This window comes from Rubrobacter marinus, assembly GCF_011492965.1.
Lineage (GTDB): Bacteria > Actinomycetota > Rubrobacteria > Rubrobacterales > Rubrobacteraceae > Rubrobacter_F > Rubrobacter_F marinus.
In genome coordinates this window covers 157,008-173,299 of the sequence record NZ_CP045122.1, presented here as the reverse complement: position 1 = coordinate 173,299, position 16,292 = coordinate 157,008, and the positions used below count along the sequence as shown (strand labels likewise).

Genomic DNA, 16,292 nt, shown 5'->3' with positions numbered 1-16,292 from the left:
GGCCCCGGGCGGGCAGCGACATCCGCCCGGCGGGGCCGTGGCCCCGGACGCCCAGACGGGCGATCGTCCGGGGCTCCGGCACCCCCCTCCTTCGCTTCACCCGTCGGGGTTCCGGACGGTCTTCCGGTGAGCGCACAAGAGGCGGAGGACCCGAGATGAAGAAGATCATGGACTACGAGCACGGCTTCTTCAGACTTTGAAGCCCGGGAGGGGTATGCCGCGTAAGGATCTACGACGAGGAGGGCCGCATCCCGGTCGTCGTGCTCACGGAGCTGCCGAAGAACAGCAACACCTCCGTGACGAACTTGGTCGAGTGCCTCGTCGCCGAGGCCCGGGAGCGCGACGCGTTTCTAAGCAGCAGTTCCGGGCCCACCTCGGCTGCGTGAATATGTCTAAGCTATACTAATGTTATGGACCTCTCCCCCTCAAGGCGTGGGGCTTGGATAGTCAACACAAGCAAGCACCTGTCGGAGATTAACCCGAGCCACCCCGGCTTATCACATCTGGAGAACATCGACTTTGCGGGGAAGTGTGGCAACCTATTAATCACGCTGTCGGGCGATACTACGGAGCAGCTAAGCCTCCGTAGGGTCAAGACGCACGCGAGGAACTGCGGTATTGGTGGTCCGGAGCTTACTACTTCTTACCTGCCGACCCTCAAAGCCTACGGGTGCTTGGATTGGGACGCTACTGGTAACACGTACGAAGTCTTGGCCTTCAGCCGCCAGCGTGTTCTCGCTACAACCTCCGACATCTTGTCGGGGCTTGCGCTGAGCGGGTTCGAGAGGGTGCTGCCTGATTTGCTCGAGTTCTGCTTACTCCGTCCCCGTCTCTCGTCGGAGGTCAAGGAGTACCTTTCGGATCTACTCGTCGAGGAGGATGCCGACCACCTGATCGAGCTCGTCTCATCGTTCGAACTCCTGGGCGTAGCCGAGACCATAGACCAGCGCCAAAAGCTTTACTTCAACCGCTACCAATTCGGCGACAAGGTGAAAGGCATCGCCAAGGCCCTCCCGATGCTCTCCGATGAGCGCCGTGAGGAGTTGGACGAAGCCATAGAGCGAGTCGGCCGGCGACCGGGGATGCCTCTGGATGAACTCAGACTCTCCGAGTCTGCCAAGGGCTTGGCAGTAGGTCTCGGTATCCTGGACGTTTCCAAGGTTCCTAGCCCTAGCGGCAGCGTCGAGTTCGTGACGTCCGCCGGGCTCGCCCCGCCTTCCGTCGGGAGTCAAACTTCCCACTTGGAGGATGACGTCTTCCACCATGCCAAGATGCTGCTCTCCTCGTTCCGTTACGGGCAGCTCAGGAGCACTGTGTCCAGGGGACGCATCAACGATCCTGCCGTGCTCGTCGATCGCTTGTTGAGCCAGGGGGAGGTTGGACCGTGCACCGCTATAGGGCAGGACTACGTGCCCCTTGAGGCCAGCGGAGTGATCCGGACCGTGCGGGCCGGCGACCGAGTCGGCAACCAGTTCTCAATGCAACTCCGTAGGCGGGAACCAGCGCAGATAGTGCTCGACCTTTTCGAGTCGGGCGTCAGCGACACCATAGCGGCGAGATCCGTTCCGCAAAACCTGCAACTACCGCTAGGCTACACGGGCCCCGAGGCCCCGCAAGTCGCCGCCTACAGGCGAATCGTGCGTCACGATGCCAAGTCGGTAAGGGCATTCATGGAGGGGCTCAGAACATGAGTGCTTCCGGAGGCTCTATCGAGCGAAAGGGCCCGGGGCTGGAGCTGCAAACGGCGGCTTACTTCCAGGGTTTGGGCTATCTGGTGAGACGGGGCGTCAAGCTCGCGGTTGCGGCGGGCTCCGCCGATGTGACCGACATCGACGTGCTTGCCATCAGGTTCTCCGTCCCACTCGCGGAGGAGAAACTAATCGCCGACTGTAAGGATCGCAAGAGGCCCAAGCCGTACGAGAGGGTGTTATGGACCCGCGGCCTCGCCTCCTTCGCCCGCGTCGATCGCGCGGTGGTGGTGCTGCCCCGCGTGCCGTGGCAAGCTAGGGAGTTCAGCGCGCAGGGAGGCGTGGAAATTGTGGAGACGAGAGAAGTCTCCGGCAAGGCAGCGGACGGTGAGTTGTCCTATTCGCCCTACGGCGAAGCCGACCCCGCGCTCGACCGGCTGACGACGCTGAGGAAGCAGCGCGTTCAGCAGCAGGACGGCGACTTGGTAAGAGAGCTTGCCAAGGAAGAACTCAAGCTACGTCAAATGCTGCTCGTAGGCCATCCGCTCACCAACCTCAACCGCATCATCCAGACGCTCTCATCCGTAGGCAAGCGGGCGGACGAGGGGCCTGAGGAGGCGCGCTGGCTCAGGCTGCGCACGTGCTACAACGCCGCCGTTGTCGCCGGGGTGATGTTGGTACGCTTCGCCTGCGAGACCAAATGGACCCCCGAGGAGGAGTGGTCCGAGTATGCTCGTAAGAGGCTTACCTTCGGGGATGTCCCCCCCAACAAGGCGCGTCAGTTGGCGAAGCTGGCCTTGGACACTGATTTCTTCGAGGACCTGCCCTCGCCGGAGTACACCGAAGAGATTGTCGGCGTCGTGGGGGCATTGATCTCTCAGCCGGCTGCTGCTTCTACGGTACCGCAGGCACTGGACTACAAGCTGTTTGGGCAGGGCTTGGGCAGTGAAGACGCTCCAAAGTTGCAGGTTGGGGTGCTAGATGCCGGCTCCGCAAAACTCGGCAGGCAGGTTCTTTCGGCGCTCTCCTATGCGGCCGAGGTACCCGCGAGCCTATGGGAAGCAGACGAGGAAGACGGCGGCTCTGCCGCTTCAACCGGTGGCGGGTCCGCTTACCGGCTGAAGTAGACGACGTCTCGCGCTCAGGGTCTACTCCACGCGGTCGCCGGAGACCGCGATCGGCTCGCCGAGCTCCGTTAGTAGCTGCTCCATCTTGTACCCGGTGCGCCCGTGTCGTTCCGCATCGCGCTCCTACCCTTTGCCCTCGGCCTCTTTCACGAGCTCGAGATCGCGGTAGGGTTGCCACCAGCCCGTGGTGTAGCATGACCCGCAGCGCAGGGTTGGGCGTTTCTTTTTTGTATAAGGGCTTCGGGAACCGTGAGGGAAGGAGGTATGAGCACCTGAGAACGCAAAACGGTGAGCGTGGGGATCGAAGTGGCTCCCGGATTTCACGGATCCAAGATGCCGCCGTCCTGGGCCTGGTCGCGCTCGTCCTGTACTTCGCGCGTGGCTCGGAGTCGTTCGGGTTCGTCGAATACATGCTCACCGAACTCGCCGCCTCAGCTCTCGGGATGTGTGTTCTCCTCACGATAGCGGTCCGCCGGGTCGCGGGGCGGCAGTCTCCGATGCTAGATAAGACGGTCTGCTCCCCCAGCTCGTTACCTTGTGCGCAGGGATCGGGTTCGTAGCCCTCGCGGGGCTTTGGTGTTGGCCGTGACGACCTGACCGCTGTTCCGCGTGCCCCACATAGGTAATGAGACCCCCGTCGGACGCCGCCCGGAGGGCGCCGGCACCCTCACGCCCTCCTTCCCTTCTAAAGCCCGGAAGGCGCCGTGCTTGCACGGCCCACCCCGCCGCGAGGCTTTCGATTGTCGCTCGCCGCGGAAGCGAGCCCGTTTCCGTTACCATCGAACGAAAGGGCCGGACATACGGCGCGCAACAGAGGGAGGAAGAACGATCATCGGGAACCCGACGCAGGGCACGGGACCACCTCGGTCCGTGGTGGTCCTGTGCCTCCAACGGCCGCGTTGAACGGCCCGGACACTCGGGAGCTCCCCCTCACCGTGCTCCTTGCGGACTCCCAACCCGTAAGGCGCTACGGCCTGAAGGAGCTCCTCCAAGGCGAGCACCCCGACCGGTGGAGGCCTTCGGTGCCGGTCAAGGTCGTAGGAGAGGCCCGTACGGGCGACGGAGCCCTGCGGCTGGCCTCCGAGCTCGGCCCCGACGTCGCGGTGGTGGACCCCGCGATCGGCGAGGCGGCCGGGGACGGGTGCTCGCCCGCCTCGCTCGTCCTGGCCCTTCGCCTGGCGGGGGTCGGGAGGGTGGTGCTCTTCGCGGACGAGGAGGATTTCATGAGGGCCGACATCGAGCAGATTCGTAAGGACTCGGGCGCGGACGCGGCGGCGGTCGAGGCCAGCCGGGACGTCGCCGAGCTGGCCAACGCCATCGTTGGGACGAGGATCGACTCGGCAACTTGACCACGTCCGACGGAGGACCTCTTTGCGCTCACCGAATACCAACATCGGAAGAACGATCCTGGGGATAGACCCCGGGACGGCGACGATGGGCTGGGGCGTGATCCGTCAGGAGGGCATACGCCTGCGCTACGTCCAGCACGGGGCCATCACCACCCCTTCGACGTGGCCCATGCCGAGGAGGCTGGGGCGCCTCTTCGACGGGGTGACGGAGCTCGTCGAAGGGTACGCGCCCCAGGCCGTCGCCGTGGAGGAGCTTTTCTTCAACACCAACGTCACCACGGGGATCAGCGTCGGGCAGGCGCGGGGGGTGGCGATCCTCGCGGCCTACCGCGCCGGGATAGAGGTAGCCGAGTACACGCCGCTTCAGGTCAAGCAGGCCATCACCTCGTACGGCCGCGCCGACAAGCGCCAGGTCCAGGAGATGGTCAAGGCGCTCCTGAAGCTGCCGGACATACCGCGTCCCGACGACGCCGCCGACGGCCTCGCCATCGCCATCTGCCACGCCTTCACGGTCAGGATGGGAGGAGCACGCTCGCAAGAAGCCGCCAGCGACGCCGCAGCGCGGCCGCCACGGACGCCCTCCTCCCGGCCCGGGTCACGTTAGGCCGCCCCGTGCATCTCGCCGCCGACGTGGTCCTCCCCTACCGTGGTCCGAACGGCTCGCGATCGAAATGCCGCGTCCGGATCTACGAGCCCGACGACTCGGCCCGCGACGCCCCCGTGGTGATCCTCTCCAGGCTCGCGGACAACCCCGGGGCGAGCGTCACGAACGCCGCTCCGCTGGTGGCCGCCGAGGTGATCTCGCTGTTCGCCCTGACGCGGTGGGGCGGGCCGAGCCCGGTCTTCGTCGAGCACTACGATCGCGGCGGCAGGGACGCCCGGGAGGACCGGGACGAATTCGCCCTCGTCGCCTTCTCCCACCACGAGGTCCGCGCCCAAAAGCGGGCCGGCGTTTCTTACGGGACGCTCGGGGAGCCCTCTTTAAGCCACCTCGACCGCGCCGCCGTGGAAAGCCTCGTCGGGCACAGGGTCTAGCGCCCCGACGCGCGCGGTCGGCCCCCCTGAAGGGGTGAAAGGCCGCCCGCGGCCCGTACAATCCCTCCAAACGAAAGGGAGAGCATGCGCGACGAGTTCATGATCACACGCCAGGGTAAGCAATTCGTGCTGTTCGCAGGCCTACTCGACGAGGCCCACGCCCGCGGCCTGAAGGCCATAGACACCGACCTCGTCCAGGTCCCCACTCCGGAGAACGGACAAGTAGCGATCGTGAAGGCGACGGTCGAGATGGAGGACGGCAAGGCCTTCTCCGGCATCGGGGACGCCAGCCCCGACAACGTCGGAAGGATGATCGCTCAGCACACCATAAGGATGGCGGAGACGCGGGCGAAGGCACGCGCCTTACGGGACGCCGTGAACGTGGGCGTCGCCTCCCTGGAGGAGATGTCGGACGGCGACGACGTGCCCTCCCCACCCGTCGCCCAGGAATCGAGCCGTAGCCAGAGTCGGACCAACAGCTCCGTTCAGGCCGTACCGAATGCCGCGGCCAACGGCTTGCCTCCGAACGACGAACAGCAAGCCCCCTCGGAGAAGAAGGGCACGAAGCAGAAGGCCAGGAAGTCCCAGGTCGACCTCTTGCGCACCCTCGCCGAGGAGCTCAGGGGCGAGAACGGGGTAGCTCGCCTCGAGGGGCGCATCGGCAAGTCGTTGACCGCTTTGACTCGCGAAGAAGCGGATTTGTGGATCGACCGTCTCACCCCCGCCGAGGGCCGAGAAGCCGCCAGCGGAGAATAAAGTTCTTAACTACAAAATAAAGTCCTTCACCGGCAACGAATAGGGTTGTCAACCGCGGCCCGCGGCAACGTTCGCTCGATCCTACATGGTTACTGTCGCGTCCCATCGTAACTCGGAAATTCTTATCGTGGATTAGAGCGAAGTTGCAGCTCGTCCCAGGGACTTTGCAAAGGCCCTGAGTCTCCGACCCGGGTACCTCCCGCTCCCCGGATCGACGCCTCGTAGCTTGACGGACGGGAGGCAAGGTTCGGCTATAGTGGCGCGGATGGGAACCGGCGAACCCCACCCGAGGTCTTTACCGAATTACGAGGCGGCCCTCCTCCCCGAAGGGAAGGTCCGCTACCCTCTGCGCCACCCCACCAAGCACCACCCGTTCGCTACGCTGGGTTTCAGCGAAGAGCGCGGCAACTGGCGTGAGCTTCGGGCCGAGATCGTAGAAGCGTTGCCAGTCCATCCGGCGACCTTCAGGGAAAGTACCGAGTGGGGGCGCGTCTACTACGTGGACATCGTGATCGACGGCCCGGCAGGCAAGGCCGCCCCCGCGAGAACGGGCTGGATCTACCTGTACGGAGAGGATTTTCGGAGGCTCACCACGCTCTACGTAAAGACCACGCAGTGGAGGCGTTGGGAACGAGAGGGTAGAATCTGAGCCATGAGCCGCACGACAGCCTATACGGACCTGGACGAAGTACGCGCCCCCGCGGACATCGAGCAGGTCGCGGTACGCGCCGGAGATGCGGGCGTAGTGGTGCAAACCTTCGAGCGCCCGAAGCCGGCGGTGATGGTGGAGTACGCCGACGACGAGGGACAGACCAAGGCGCTCGTCGTCTACTCCCCGGATCTGAGCCGCTTACTCCGGGTCCTCCCCGAACCGGCCTAAGAGAAGGCGCGGCCCGCACGTCCACTCCGTGGGCGGAACGCTACGGCCGCTCGACCCGCACGAGGTGCATGGCAAACCGCCAGCTCTTGGCATCGAGAACCCTCGACCGTTCCGTGTTGCCACGATGTACCCGCGAAAACCCCCGGTTATCGTGAGACGGATCGCTAAGGTAGTCGAGACGGTTGGGGCGCATCGTCATCGAACCGTTCCCCGCACTTCGTACGCCCGCCGCTGGTATCCGTTCACCCCATCCTCCGACTACCAAGCCCACCTCCGGGGCAACAGAGCACGCAGCAAGAGGTTCGGACCCACGGATAGCATCCCGACGACGCGACCACCCCGAAAAACCCGTCGACGGGCCAGGAGGGTACAATGCCGGACATGCAAGGAAGCGCGCGCCTTCTGATCGACGGCCGCTACGACGTCGTCCGTCGCTTAGGCTCGGGCGGGATGGGAAGTGTCTACCTCGCCCGCGACCGCGTCCTGGAGCGGCCCGTCGCCATCAAGCTCCTACGGGGCGACGTCGTCTCCGCCGCCGGAAAACGCGCCCAGACCGAAGAGATCTTCCGCCGCTTCAGGGCGGAGGCGCAGAACTCCGCGCGGCTCTCGCACCCCAACATCGTGGAGACCTACGACGCCGGCCGAGATCCCGAACGGGGTCCCTACATCTCCATGGAGTACGTCCCCGGCATTACCCTGGCCGCCCGGCTGCGCGAAGAAGGAGGCCCGCTCCCCCCTCGCGAGGCGGTCGCCATAGCCCGGGGCGTCGCGCTCGCCCTCGACGACGCCCACTCCAAAGGCGTGATCCACCGGGACATAAAGCCCCAGAACATCCTCCTCGCCGGCGCGCCGCCGCGCGGGGTCAAGGTCGTCGACTTCGGCATCGCGAAGGCCGCCGAGGCCCACGCGGTCACCGTGGCGGCGACCCGAACCAACGTCGTGCTCGGCACCGTCCGTTACCTGTCGCCCGAGCAGGCAAGCGGCAGACCGGTCGAGCCGGCGAGCGACCTGTATTCTTTGGGCGTAGTCCTCTACGAAATGCTCACCGGCACGGTGCCCTTCGAGGCCGAGAACCCCGTCGCGGTCGCCCTAAAGCACGTGTCGGAGCTCCCGCCCTCCCCGAAGGTGCTCAACCCGCGCGTGCCCCTGCCCCTCGCCGACCTCGCCCTCCGCCTGCTCTCCAAGGACCCGGATCACCGGCCCGCAAGCGCGCAAGACCTCGTCGAGGAGTTCGACGGCGTCTTCCTCCCGCCCGCCTCCGCGGCGGCCCGTCCGAGCCGACCCCCGCCGCGCGGCCCCGCCCCAGCCGGGCCAAGGCCATCGTCGCGGCGTCCGCGCTCGTCTCCGCGTTTGCCCTGCCCGCCCTTACCCTCGTCGGCGGAGACCCTCTCGGGCTCTGGCGGGCACCGCATCGTCCTCCGAAGGCCCCGCGCCCAGGGCGACCGCGCCACTGCACGCCCCGTCGCCCGAACCGCCGGAGCCGTTGCCCGCACCCCGGGTCGATAGCGCGACGACGGAACCCGAACCGGCTAGACCCCGACCGGCTTCGCCGGTCCCCTCGACCGAAGAGCCAGAGCCGCCGGTCGAGCGTCCCCCGGTCGTCGCTCAGGAGCCTCCCGTGGCCGACCCGTCGATCGCGTCCCAGTATTCCGAGGACGCTCCCGAACAAGCGGCCCCCGCGCCCCCACCGCGTCCTGCGACCCCTACCCCGTCCCCACCCCGGTTTCGCCACCGGCCCCCGCGCCGGACGCGCGACCCGAGCCGGCCACGCCCCGAGGGAGGTCGCCGAACCGGCCCCCGAACCGGCATCCCCCGCGCAAGGTAAGCCCCGAACCCGCGCCCTGCCCCGCCCGCACAACGTCAAGCACCCGAAGCCGCTCCGCCCGCCCGGGCGCAACCGCCTGCGGCGAATCCATCCCCGCCTGCTTCCCGCCAGGACGCCAGCCCCGGTAGGGACGGCGACGACGGGGCCCCCGCCGGGGGCAGGCGCGGCTGATCTCCGCCGGACGGGGTAGCGCCGGGGTCCGAGAGCGCGAGAACCGGAGGGCGGGCCTTCGCCCGGCAGCCGTCTGGACAGCCCTTACCGCTCCCAGATATAATTCCCCTGGGCCACGATCTGACCAGGCCGCCGTAAGTAACGCCTACTCGGCTCTGAGGGGAACCGAAGGCGGGGGCGGTCCGCCAATTCCGCACGCCCATGAGAACATCCGCCGCCGTGTCCCGCGGCAAAAGGATCCTGCTCTTCGTCGCGCTGGCCCTGTCCGTATGGGGCGTGGCGCTCATCTACGTCTTCGTCGCAGCGCCTCCGGCCGGCGATAGCGCCGACGCGGGCAACGAGATCAACGAACGGGTCGAACCCCTCAAGGTCGACTACGGGGTGCCCTCGACCGCCCCGAAGGACGTGGCCGCGGCCTCCGACAACGTCTTCGTCGGCGAGGTCGGCCAGGTCGTCGGCCTGGAGGTCGTCAAGAACACGAGCTCGCGCCCCGGCAACCGGGGCAAACCGATGACGCGGTTCGCCGTCACGGTCGTCGAGCCCCTCAAGAGCGGGGGCGCGCAGCCCGCCGAGAAGGGCACGAGCCTCACCGTGGGCCAGTTCGGCGGCACCATGGACGGCAAGGAGTACCCGATCGTCGGCATGATCGCCGAGCGCGCCTACGCCGACAGGCCGCTGGAGCCCGGAAAAGAGTACCTCTTCTCGACCATGTACAACGAGGGACGGGGCTACCAGGAGATCACCGTCCAGCCCCACGGCAACGTGGTCCTCGACGGATCCGAGCCCGCCGCCCGCGAGGAGATGCTCGACTCGTTCCGCCGGGCGATTCGCGAGGCCGCCTCCGGCGACCCCTCGACCGACGCGGCGGGTCAGGCGGGGGCGTGATGGCAGCAGTAAGGCTCTGCGCGCGCCCCGCCGTCGCGGCCCGCCCCCCGTCCCTGGCGCCGGCGCGGCGCGCCGGGGGAAGGACCAGCGTCTCCGAACCATGGATCCGGTCTCTACTACCACGCGGCCTCGCGGGAGGTGCTCCTTGTTGACCCACGAGAACGAGAAGACGCTGGCAACCTACGACGTCGTCTCCGCCGGCTCTGGGCGTGGGGAGAGTTGGCCGCCCTTGAGGTGGGTCGTCGGCGGGCTGCTCGGTGGGGGCGTCAAGAGCATGACGGCCACGGACCGCAGGCTCGTCGTGGACTACGGGCGAGACGGGCAAGCCAGCTTCTACTACGCGCCCGGTATGACGGTCTACTGCCGCAGGGCGTGCCCGCCGGGCTTCGCGCGCCGTCTCCTCTTTCGGACCCTCTGCCTCGCCTCTGCCATGGTCCTGGTCCTCGAAGGGTACCCCGTCTCCCTCTTTGCGGCGCTGCCGCTTGCGCTGCTCGCCGTCGCCGTTTTCAGGAGCGCGTTCGTCGTGCGCGTCGAGGTGGACCTACCGGTCCCAGACAAGCTCGACACCAGCATCGTCCGCGCCCGCTTCGTCGCCGCCGGCCCGAGGAGGAGGCGACTTCAGGACTTCGTGGAGCGCCTCAACCTCGCGGTCGCCGACCACAACCCGCCCACCCCCTCGTCCGCTTCGGGAAGCGATGGGCCGGAGGGGCGGCCGCCCCTCCGGCCGTGCGGTCGCGCTCGAGCAGGCGGAGGCCCCGTCGACCCACGATCAGGCGGAGGCCCCGTCGACCCACGATCTCTGCAGGAGGAGGTGCCGCCCGACGTCGCCCCGCGCGACCTTTCGCCGCGACACCTCCTCGCCGGCGTCCTTGCGATCGGCGATCCCGAGGACTACGAGGGCGCGCTGCTCGACGGCCTCGAGCACGAGACGCGCAAGCTCGCCTTCTCCCCCTCGCCCACCAACGATCCGTGCAGGGTCGCCGGCGACGACCTGCCCGGGATGGACCCCGCCGCCACTGCCTGCGTCTTCGGCGGGCCGGAGGACGCGCCGGGCAGGGACCCCAGGGCGGGGATCTTCGGCGCCTTCGTCCTCGACGTGCCGGAGAGCTTCCCCCACCGGCGTTACGTCGCCAGCTACGCCGCGACCGCCGAAGAGGGAGACGCCCGGGGCGGGAGCGGGAGTCGGCGGGCGGGCCCGGCCGCGATCTCCGCCTGGCTTTCGGAGGCGCCCCTGAGGTCCGCCGACGGCGAGGGCCTCCTTACGCGGTGGGTGCCGTGGGTGCTCGTCGCCGCCCGAGCCCTGCGCGACGACCCCCAAGGACCGGTACGCGCGTGGCTCCGCGCGTTCCCCGGGCTCGGTCCTTACGAGCGCAGGGTACGGGCGCGGTGGCGCCTGCAACCGGCCGGCTGCTACAGGGTGCGGATGAACTTCCACGAGGACGTGGAGAGCGAGGACTTCTACGCCTATCACGGGGGCCTGCGCGACGCTTACCCGCCCTCCCTGGCCTGGGGCAGGGCGCCGGGCTCGACGGAGGGCGTCGACCTCTTGACCGGCGACGTCACCTTCTCGGTGTTCCGGGAGGCGTGTGCGCTCGCCGGCAGGATGGAGGGCGAGTTCGCGGAGCGCGGGGTGCTCTGCGCCCCCAGAGTCGAGCTCGCCGACCCCCGCGGCTACCCGTTCGAGCTGCGCGACAATCGCTGGCCGTGGTCGTCAAGGCCGATCACCCCGAGTTGGGCCCGCCACGAAGAAGGACACGGCCTCGCGGCCCTCCTCTCCCCGCCGGACGGCGCGGGGGTCGCGCACGTGCCGCTCGCGGGCCTCGCCGCGACCCTGCCCTCCCGCGAGGTGGCGGAGCACATGCTCCTCAGGGCGGACGGCTTCGCCCGGACCACCAACCGGATGGCGAGGCTGTCGAGGAGGCTCGCCGACGGGCGCATCCCCGGGGTACGCAAGGACGTCCTGGCGATGCAGCTCGACGAAGAGCGGCTCAGGCACGACGAGACCCTGCGAGCGCTGACGGACGATCCGGCCGCGCTCGTCGCGTTGCTGGCGAGCGTGGAGCGGGAGCGTGAGCTCCTCCGGGGCGTCTTGCACCACGTCGACCGCGAGGACCGGAGGGATCTCGACTCCTTCGAGATCAGGTGGCGCCTCGGCGAACTCGAAAGGTTACGCGGGGCTTCGGCGGAGGAGGACCACGATGACTAACACGGAACGCTCCGATGCCGCGGCGCGAGGTCCCCTGCCCGAAGCGCAGGACCTCACGCCGCCCACCAGACGGGACCAGGAGGAAGATGATCGGGATCAGAACACGCCCCGAGCCCGGCGCCGTCCGTTCGAGTGCCTCAGCGTGAAGGGGAAAGATGCCCCCCGCGACGAGGAGGTTCGCGCCCTCGACCGCCGCGCAAAGGCGCAATCGCCCCACGGTGCGGCGCCCGCAGGCGAAAACCGCGGCGAGCCCCCGGAACCGGCAGCCGCACCGGACGAAGGAGACGGCCACGCCGGCCAACGCTCGCTGCTGGCCCGGCTCCGCTACCTGGACGAACAGCGCGACGCCAACCTGCGGTTCGTCTCTCGCATCAAGGACCGCGAGAGCGCGGCGGTCAGCGCGGCGAGAAGCCCGGCCGGATCCCCCGAGGAGGCCAGGGCCACCGCGCTCGATGCCGAAGCATTCCTCGCCGTCTCCGGCGACAAGATCGCCGACGCGGAGGAGAGGATCGAGGGTTTCACGCGGGAAAGGAGCGACCTGCTCCACCGGATGGCGCAGACCGGTTTCTTCGAGGGTAGGTGGGTGAACGACGACGGGCGCGCCGTCTACTTGCAATGGGACGGAGAGGTGCCCCCCTCCTACGCCCTGCACGAAGGTCCGTGGGGGTGGGTCAAGGACGCGCCCCCGGGCGAGGACCCGCGCGAGACGTTGCGGCGCGCTCCGCTCCTCGAGCGCGCGCACCGGCGAAACCGGCAGGTGCTCTTGCTTGTCGGCGTGCCGTTCGCGGCCTACTGCCTCGCAGCGGCCTTGCCGCCCTTGCCGCAACACGCGGCGGTCGCGGTCACCGCGGCAATCTTTGCGGTTGTCCTGTTCGCTCTCCCGCTCGCGAGGGAGTATCTGCTCGGCGCCTGGGGGTTCGTCTCGGAGGCCGAGCGCCGCCTCGCCGAAGAGGCCGCCGCCCGTGCTCAACTCGGCCTTATAAGGGACGGTGAACGGAAGCCGCCGTCCCTGGGCGAGATCACCGAGGCCATGCTGGCGGCCCCAGCAAACGCAGGGCCGAGCGAGGAAAGATCAACTCGATGACGGTGGTCAAGGACCCGGACGCTGTAGTGGAACGCACCGAGCACACCGGCGGCAACATCGGTGATGAGGACGTGCGTTGAGCCTGGAGCGTAGCAGCGCGATGGTCGACGCCCAGAGGTTGGCGGTCCTGATGCGTCGGCTCGGCCGATTGGAAGAAAGGGAGCGCCTGCTGGCGCGTCTGCGCCAGGATCACTACCGCGCCGAGGCGGACCTGAAGCGGGAGCTCATGGCCCCTGTCTCGCCCCCCGCGGAGACCGAACGCCGATCGAGCCTCCTCGAAGAGGTGCGATCCCTGACGGACGCCACGGCCGAAGGCATCGAAGCCGAGCTCTCCGACCTCGAAGCCGAGCGTCAGGAGCTGTTCTCCTGCCTGTCCGAGGAGGGGATGCAGGAGCGGCTCTGGATCCGCAACGCCCTGAACCCAAGAACCGGCATCACCCTGCACGGGCGCAACTCCTCCCGCAAGTTGTGGGAAGCGCCTTGGCGGGCGGCCAGGGACGCACCGAAAAACCTGTCTCCTCCTGAGGTCGTCGGGTACGCGGTCTACTTGGGTGAACGCCTACTCATCGACCTCAAGCGGTCGATGGCCTGTCTCGTGGTGGCGTTGGTCTCCCCTGGCGGGGCTCACGCCCTCGCGCAGTCTGCTCCGCCGGCATCGCTCGGATCGCTCTTCGCCCAGTACGTGCTCCCGCTGGTGGCGTCGGCGGCCTACCTGATGCTCGCCGTCGGTCTGTTGGTCTACCTCCCCGTCTCCCTGCACGGCTTTTGCTGCCCGGGCGTGTTCATGCGGCGTCGTCTCCGCGAGCGCGCGAAGCACGTACCCGATCCCGGCGGCCGCGGGGACCCCTCCTTTCACGGAGGCCCCCGCAGTGGCGGCGCCCCCCGGAACGACGACCTTGACTGAATCGAAAGGACGCCGATGGATACGAGCAAACGCAACGTCACGCATCCGGACCTCAGCGAGAACGCGCTCGCCGTCCTCAGGAAGCGTTACCTCAAAAAGAACGAGAGGGGCGAGCCGATCGAGGAGCCCATCGACATGTTCCGGCGCGTCGCGTCGAACATCGCCGAGGCCGAACGCCTATTCCCGCATCCCCTGGGCGACGGCGCCACGGAGACGGACCGGGAGACCCGCGTCGCGTACTGGCGCGTGCGCTTCCTGGAGCTCATGACGTCCCGGAAGTTCATGCCGAACTCGCCGACCCTCATGAACGCCGGGCGCGAGCTCCAGCAGCTCTCTGCGTGCTTCGTCCTGCCGGTCGAGGACTCCATCGACGGCATCTACGACACCCTCAAGCACCAGGCCGTCATCCACAAGTCCGGCGGCGGCACGGGCTTCGGGTTCTCGCGCCTCAGGCCCAAGAACGACTTCGTGAAGAGCACGATGGGCGTATCGAGCGGGCCGGTCTCCTTTATGGCCGTCTTCGACTCCTCGACCGAGCACGTAAAGCAGGGCGGAACCCGTCGCGGGGCGAACATGGGCATCCTCAGGGTGGACCACCCGGACATCGAGGAGTTCATCACCTGCAAGAACGACAACGACAAGGTCAACAACTTCAACATCTCCGTCGCGATCACCGACGCCTTCATGGAGGCCGTCGAGGTCGATGGGGACTTCGACCTCGTCAACCCCAGGAACGGCGAGGTTGCCAGGACCATCCGCGCCCGCGACCTCTTCGCGAAGATCGTCGAGGGGGCGCACCGCAACGGCGAACCGGGCGTGGTGTTCATAGACAGGATCAACGACCACAACCCGACGCCGCAGTGTGAAATAGAAAGCACGAATCCTTGCAGCGAGGCCCACCTCCCCGCCTACGACTCGTGCAACCTCGGCTCCATCAACCTCGAGCGCTTCGTCGGCGGGGACGAGACCGGACGACCGATCGTCTACTGGGACTCCCTCGCGGACGCCGTCCGGGTGGCCGTGCGTTTTCTGGACGACGTCGTGGAGGTGAACCGCTACCCCCTGCCCGAAATCGAGGAGATGAGCAAGGGGAACAGGCGTATCGGGCTCGGGGTGATGGGCTTCGCCGACGTCCTCATAAAGCTCGGCCTCCCCTACGACTCCGAGGAAGGGATCGCGTTCGCCGAAGGGGTGATGAAGTTCGTCGACGACGAGGCGTGGGAGGCGAGCCGGGCCCTCGCCGAGGAGCGCGGTGTGATGCCCCACTTCCGGGGCTCCCTCCACGAGGAACGCGGCGACCGGGTGCGCAACGCGACCGTCACCACGATCGCGCCGACCGGGACCATCTCCATCATCGCCGGCTGCTCGGGCGGCATCGAGCCCCTGTTCGCCGTCGCGTTCACGCGCCACCAGGCCGGTATGGAGATGCCCGACGTGAACCCCGAGTTCGTCCGGGTCGCCAAGGAGAGGGGCTTCTTCTCCGAGGACCTGATGAACGGGGTGGCGAAGCACGGCTCGGTTCGGGATCAAAACACCTTCCCCGACGTCCCGGAGGACGTCCGCCGCGTTTGGGTCACGGCCCAGGACATAAGCCCCGAGTTCCACGTGAGCATGCAAGCCGCCTTCCAGAAGCACACCTCGATGGGGATCTCCAAGACGATCAACCTGCCCCACGACGCCGCCCCGGCGGACGTCGAGGACGCCTACAAGCTTGCCTACGAGACGGGCTGCAAGGGGATTGCGGTCTACCGCGACGGCTCCCGCGACGCCCAGGTTCTCTCCACGGGCGCTATGAGAGGCGAAAGCTCGTCCGTCGCCGAGCCGACTCCCACGACGAACCCAGCGCCCACGCTCGCCGAGGCGCGCAACGGTCGCCCCGCGACCCTGACCGGGGTCACGAAGAAGATGAGCACGGGACACGGGCCAATGTACGTGACGATGAACGACGACGAGTTCGGCCCCAGGGAGTGCTTCGTGATCCTCGGCAAGCCCGGAGGGACGGCGTCGGCGTTCTCGGACGCCCTGGGGCGCATGATCTCCCTCGCCGAGACCCACGGTGCCCCCCCGGCCGAGATCGTCAAGCAACTTCGCGGCATCCAGGACGGGCACCCGGCCGGCTTCGGCCCGAACGCGGTCCTCTCCGTCCCCGACGGGGTGGCGAAGGCTTTCGCCGAGCACTACCTCTTCGCCGGGGAGGAACCCCTCCCCGAGGAACCGATGCTCCCCATCGTCGGGGCCTGCCCGGACTGCGGAGGCGAGCTCGCCCACCTCGAGGGGTGCCAGAAGTGCAACGCGTGCGGCTACTCGAAGTGCTCGTGATGGCCAGCGAGCCTCTGGGAGGACCCCGCGGCCCCGGACAGGCCGCTGCACGGACGGGTCTTG

At 67.8% G+C, this 16,292-nt stretch carries 14 protein-coding genes; all 14 read left to right on the top strand.

Annotated elements, in window-relative coordinates:
* Positions 1-410 precede the first annotated feature (410 nt).
* The 14 genes from GBA65_RS22075 (at position 411) to GBA65_RS22010 (ending at position 16,229) form a co-directional block, all read left to right on the top strand.
* Positions 411-1,691: a hypothetical protein gene (locus GBA65_RS22075; protein ID WP_166398780.1), complete on the top strand. Its 1,281-nt coding sequence runs from the start codon at positions 411-413 to the stop codon at positions 1,689-1,691.
* Positions 1,688-2,815 (top strand): hypothetical protein, encoded by a 1,128-nt coding sequence (locus tag GBA65_RS22070; RefSeq protein WP_166398779.1) that lies wholly within the window; start codon positions 1,688-1,690, stop codon positions 2,813-2,815. The genes GBA65_RS22075 and GBA65_RS22070 overlap by 4 nt, the downstream gene beginning before the upstream one ends.
* Before the next feature lie 935 nt (positions 2,816-3,750).
* Positions 3,751-4,164: a response regulator transcription factor gene (locus GBA65_RS22065; protein WP_166398778.1), complete on the top strand. Its 414-nt coding sequence runs from the start codon at positions 3,751-3,753 to the stop codon at positions 4,162-4,164.
* 55 nt (positions 4,165-4,219) lie between these two features.
* Entirely contained in the window at positions 4,220-4,768 is a 549-nt protein-coding gene (gene ruvC, locus GBA65_RS22060) for a crossover junction endodeoxyribonuclease RuvC (protein ID WP_266096638.1), read from the top strand.
* A gap of 8 nt (positions 4,769-4,776) precedes the next feature.
* On the top strand, positions 4,777-5,199 hold the full coding sequence (locus GBA65_RS22055; RefSeq protein ID WP_166398777.1) for a hypothetical protein: 423 nt from the start codon (positions 4,777-4,779) through the stop codon (positions 5,197-5,199).
* Positions 5,200-5,283: 84 nt separating this feature from the next.
* Complete coding sequence (locus GBA65_RS22050; RefSeq protein ID WP_166398776.1) at positions 5,284-5,955, top strand: hypothetical protein; 672 nt, start codon at positions 5,284-5,286, stop codon at positions 5,953-5,955.
* A 265-nt stretch (positions 5,956-6,220) separates the two neighbouring features.
* On the top strand, positions 6,221-6,604 hold the full coding sequence (locus GBA65_RS22045) for a DUF6883 domain-containing protein (protein WP_207956398.1): 384 nt from the start codon (positions 6,221-6,223) through the stop codon (positions 6,602-6,604).
* A gap of 3 nt (positions 6,605-6,607) precedes the next feature.
* On the top strand, positions 6,608-6,835 hold the full coding sequence (locus GBA65_RS22040; protein WP_166398774.1) for a DUF4926 domain-containing protein: 228 nt from the start codon (positions 6,608-6,610) through the stop codon (positions 6,833-6,835).
* A 372-nt stretch (positions 6,836-7,207) separates the two neighbouring features.
* Complete coding sequence (locus tag GBA65_RS22035) at positions 7,208-8,341, top strand: protein kinase domain-containing protein (protein WP_166398773.1); 1,134 nt, start codon at positions 7,208-7,210, stop codon at positions 8,339-8,341.
* A gap of 709 nt (positions 8,342-9,050) precedes the next feature.
* On the top strand, positions 9,051-9,716 hold the full coding sequence (locus GBA65_RS22030; protein ID WP_166398772.1) for a hypothetical protein: 666 nt from the start codon (positions 9,051-9,053) through the stop codon (positions 9,714-9,716).
* A gap of 148 nt (positions 9,717-9,864) precedes the next feature.
* Positions 9,865-11,922, top strand: coding sequence for a hypothetical protein (locus GBA65_RS22025; protein WP_166398771.1), 2,058 nt, complete (start codon positions 9,865-9,867; stop codon positions 11,920-11,922).
* Positions 11,915-13,006 (top strand): hypothetical protein, encoded by a 1,092-nt coding sequence (locus GBA65_RS22020; protein WP_166398770.1) that lies wholly within the window; start codon positions 11,915-11,917, stop codon positions 13,004-13,006. The genes GBA65_RS22025 and GBA65_RS22020 overlap by 8 nt, the downstream gene beginning before the upstream one ends.
* A gap of 76 nt (positions 13,007-13,082) precedes the next feature.
* Positions 13,083-13,910, top strand: a complete 828-nt coding sequence (locus GBA65_RS22015) for a hypothetical protein (protein ID WP_166398769.1) — start codon at positions 13,083-13,085, stop codon at positions 13,908-13,910.
* A gap of 15 nt (positions 13,911-13,925) precedes the next feature.
* Entirely contained in the window at positions 13,926-16,229 is a 2,304-nt protein-coding gene (locus tag GBA65_RS22010) for a vitamin B12-dependent ribonucleotide reductase (RefSeq protein WP_166398768.1), read from the top strand.
* Positions 16,230-16,292: the final 63 nt, after the last annotated feature.

Excerpts from the sequence above, each read along its gene's own strand:
- GBA65_RS22075 (WP_166398780.1), top strand. The coding sequence starts at position 411 with ATGGACCTCTCCCCCTCAAGGCGTGGGGCTTGGATAGTCAACACAAGC.
- GBA65_RS22070 (WP_166398779.1), top strand. The coding sequence starts at position 1,688 with ATGAGTGCTTCCGGAGGCTCTATCGAGCGAAAGGGCCCGGGGCTGGAG.
- GBA65_RS22050 (WP_166398776.1), top strand. The coding sequence starts at position 5,284 with ATGCGCGACGAGTTCATGATCACACGCCAGGGTAAGCAATTCGTGCTG.
- GBA65_RS22045 (WP_207956398.1), top strand. The coding sequence starts at position 6,221 with ATGGGAACCGGCGAACCCCACCCGAGGTCTTTACCGAATTACGAGGCG.
- GBA65_RS22040 (WP_166398774.1), top strand. The coding sequence starts at position 6,608 with ATGAGCCGCACGACAGCCTATACGGACCTGGACGAAGTACGCGCCCCC.
- GBA65_RS22035 (WP_166398773.1), top strand. The coding sequence starts at position 7,208 with ATGCCGGACATGCAAGGAAGCGCGCGCCTTCTGATCGACGGCCGCTAC.
- GBA65_RS22020 (WP_166398770.1), top strand. The coding sequence starts at position 11,915 with ATGACTAACACGGAACGCTCCGATGCCGCGGCGCGAGGTCCCCTGCCC.
- GBA65_RS22010 (WP_166398768.1), top strand. The coding sequence starts at position 13,926 with ATGGATACGAGCAAACGCAACGTCACGCATCCGGACCTCAGCGAGAAC.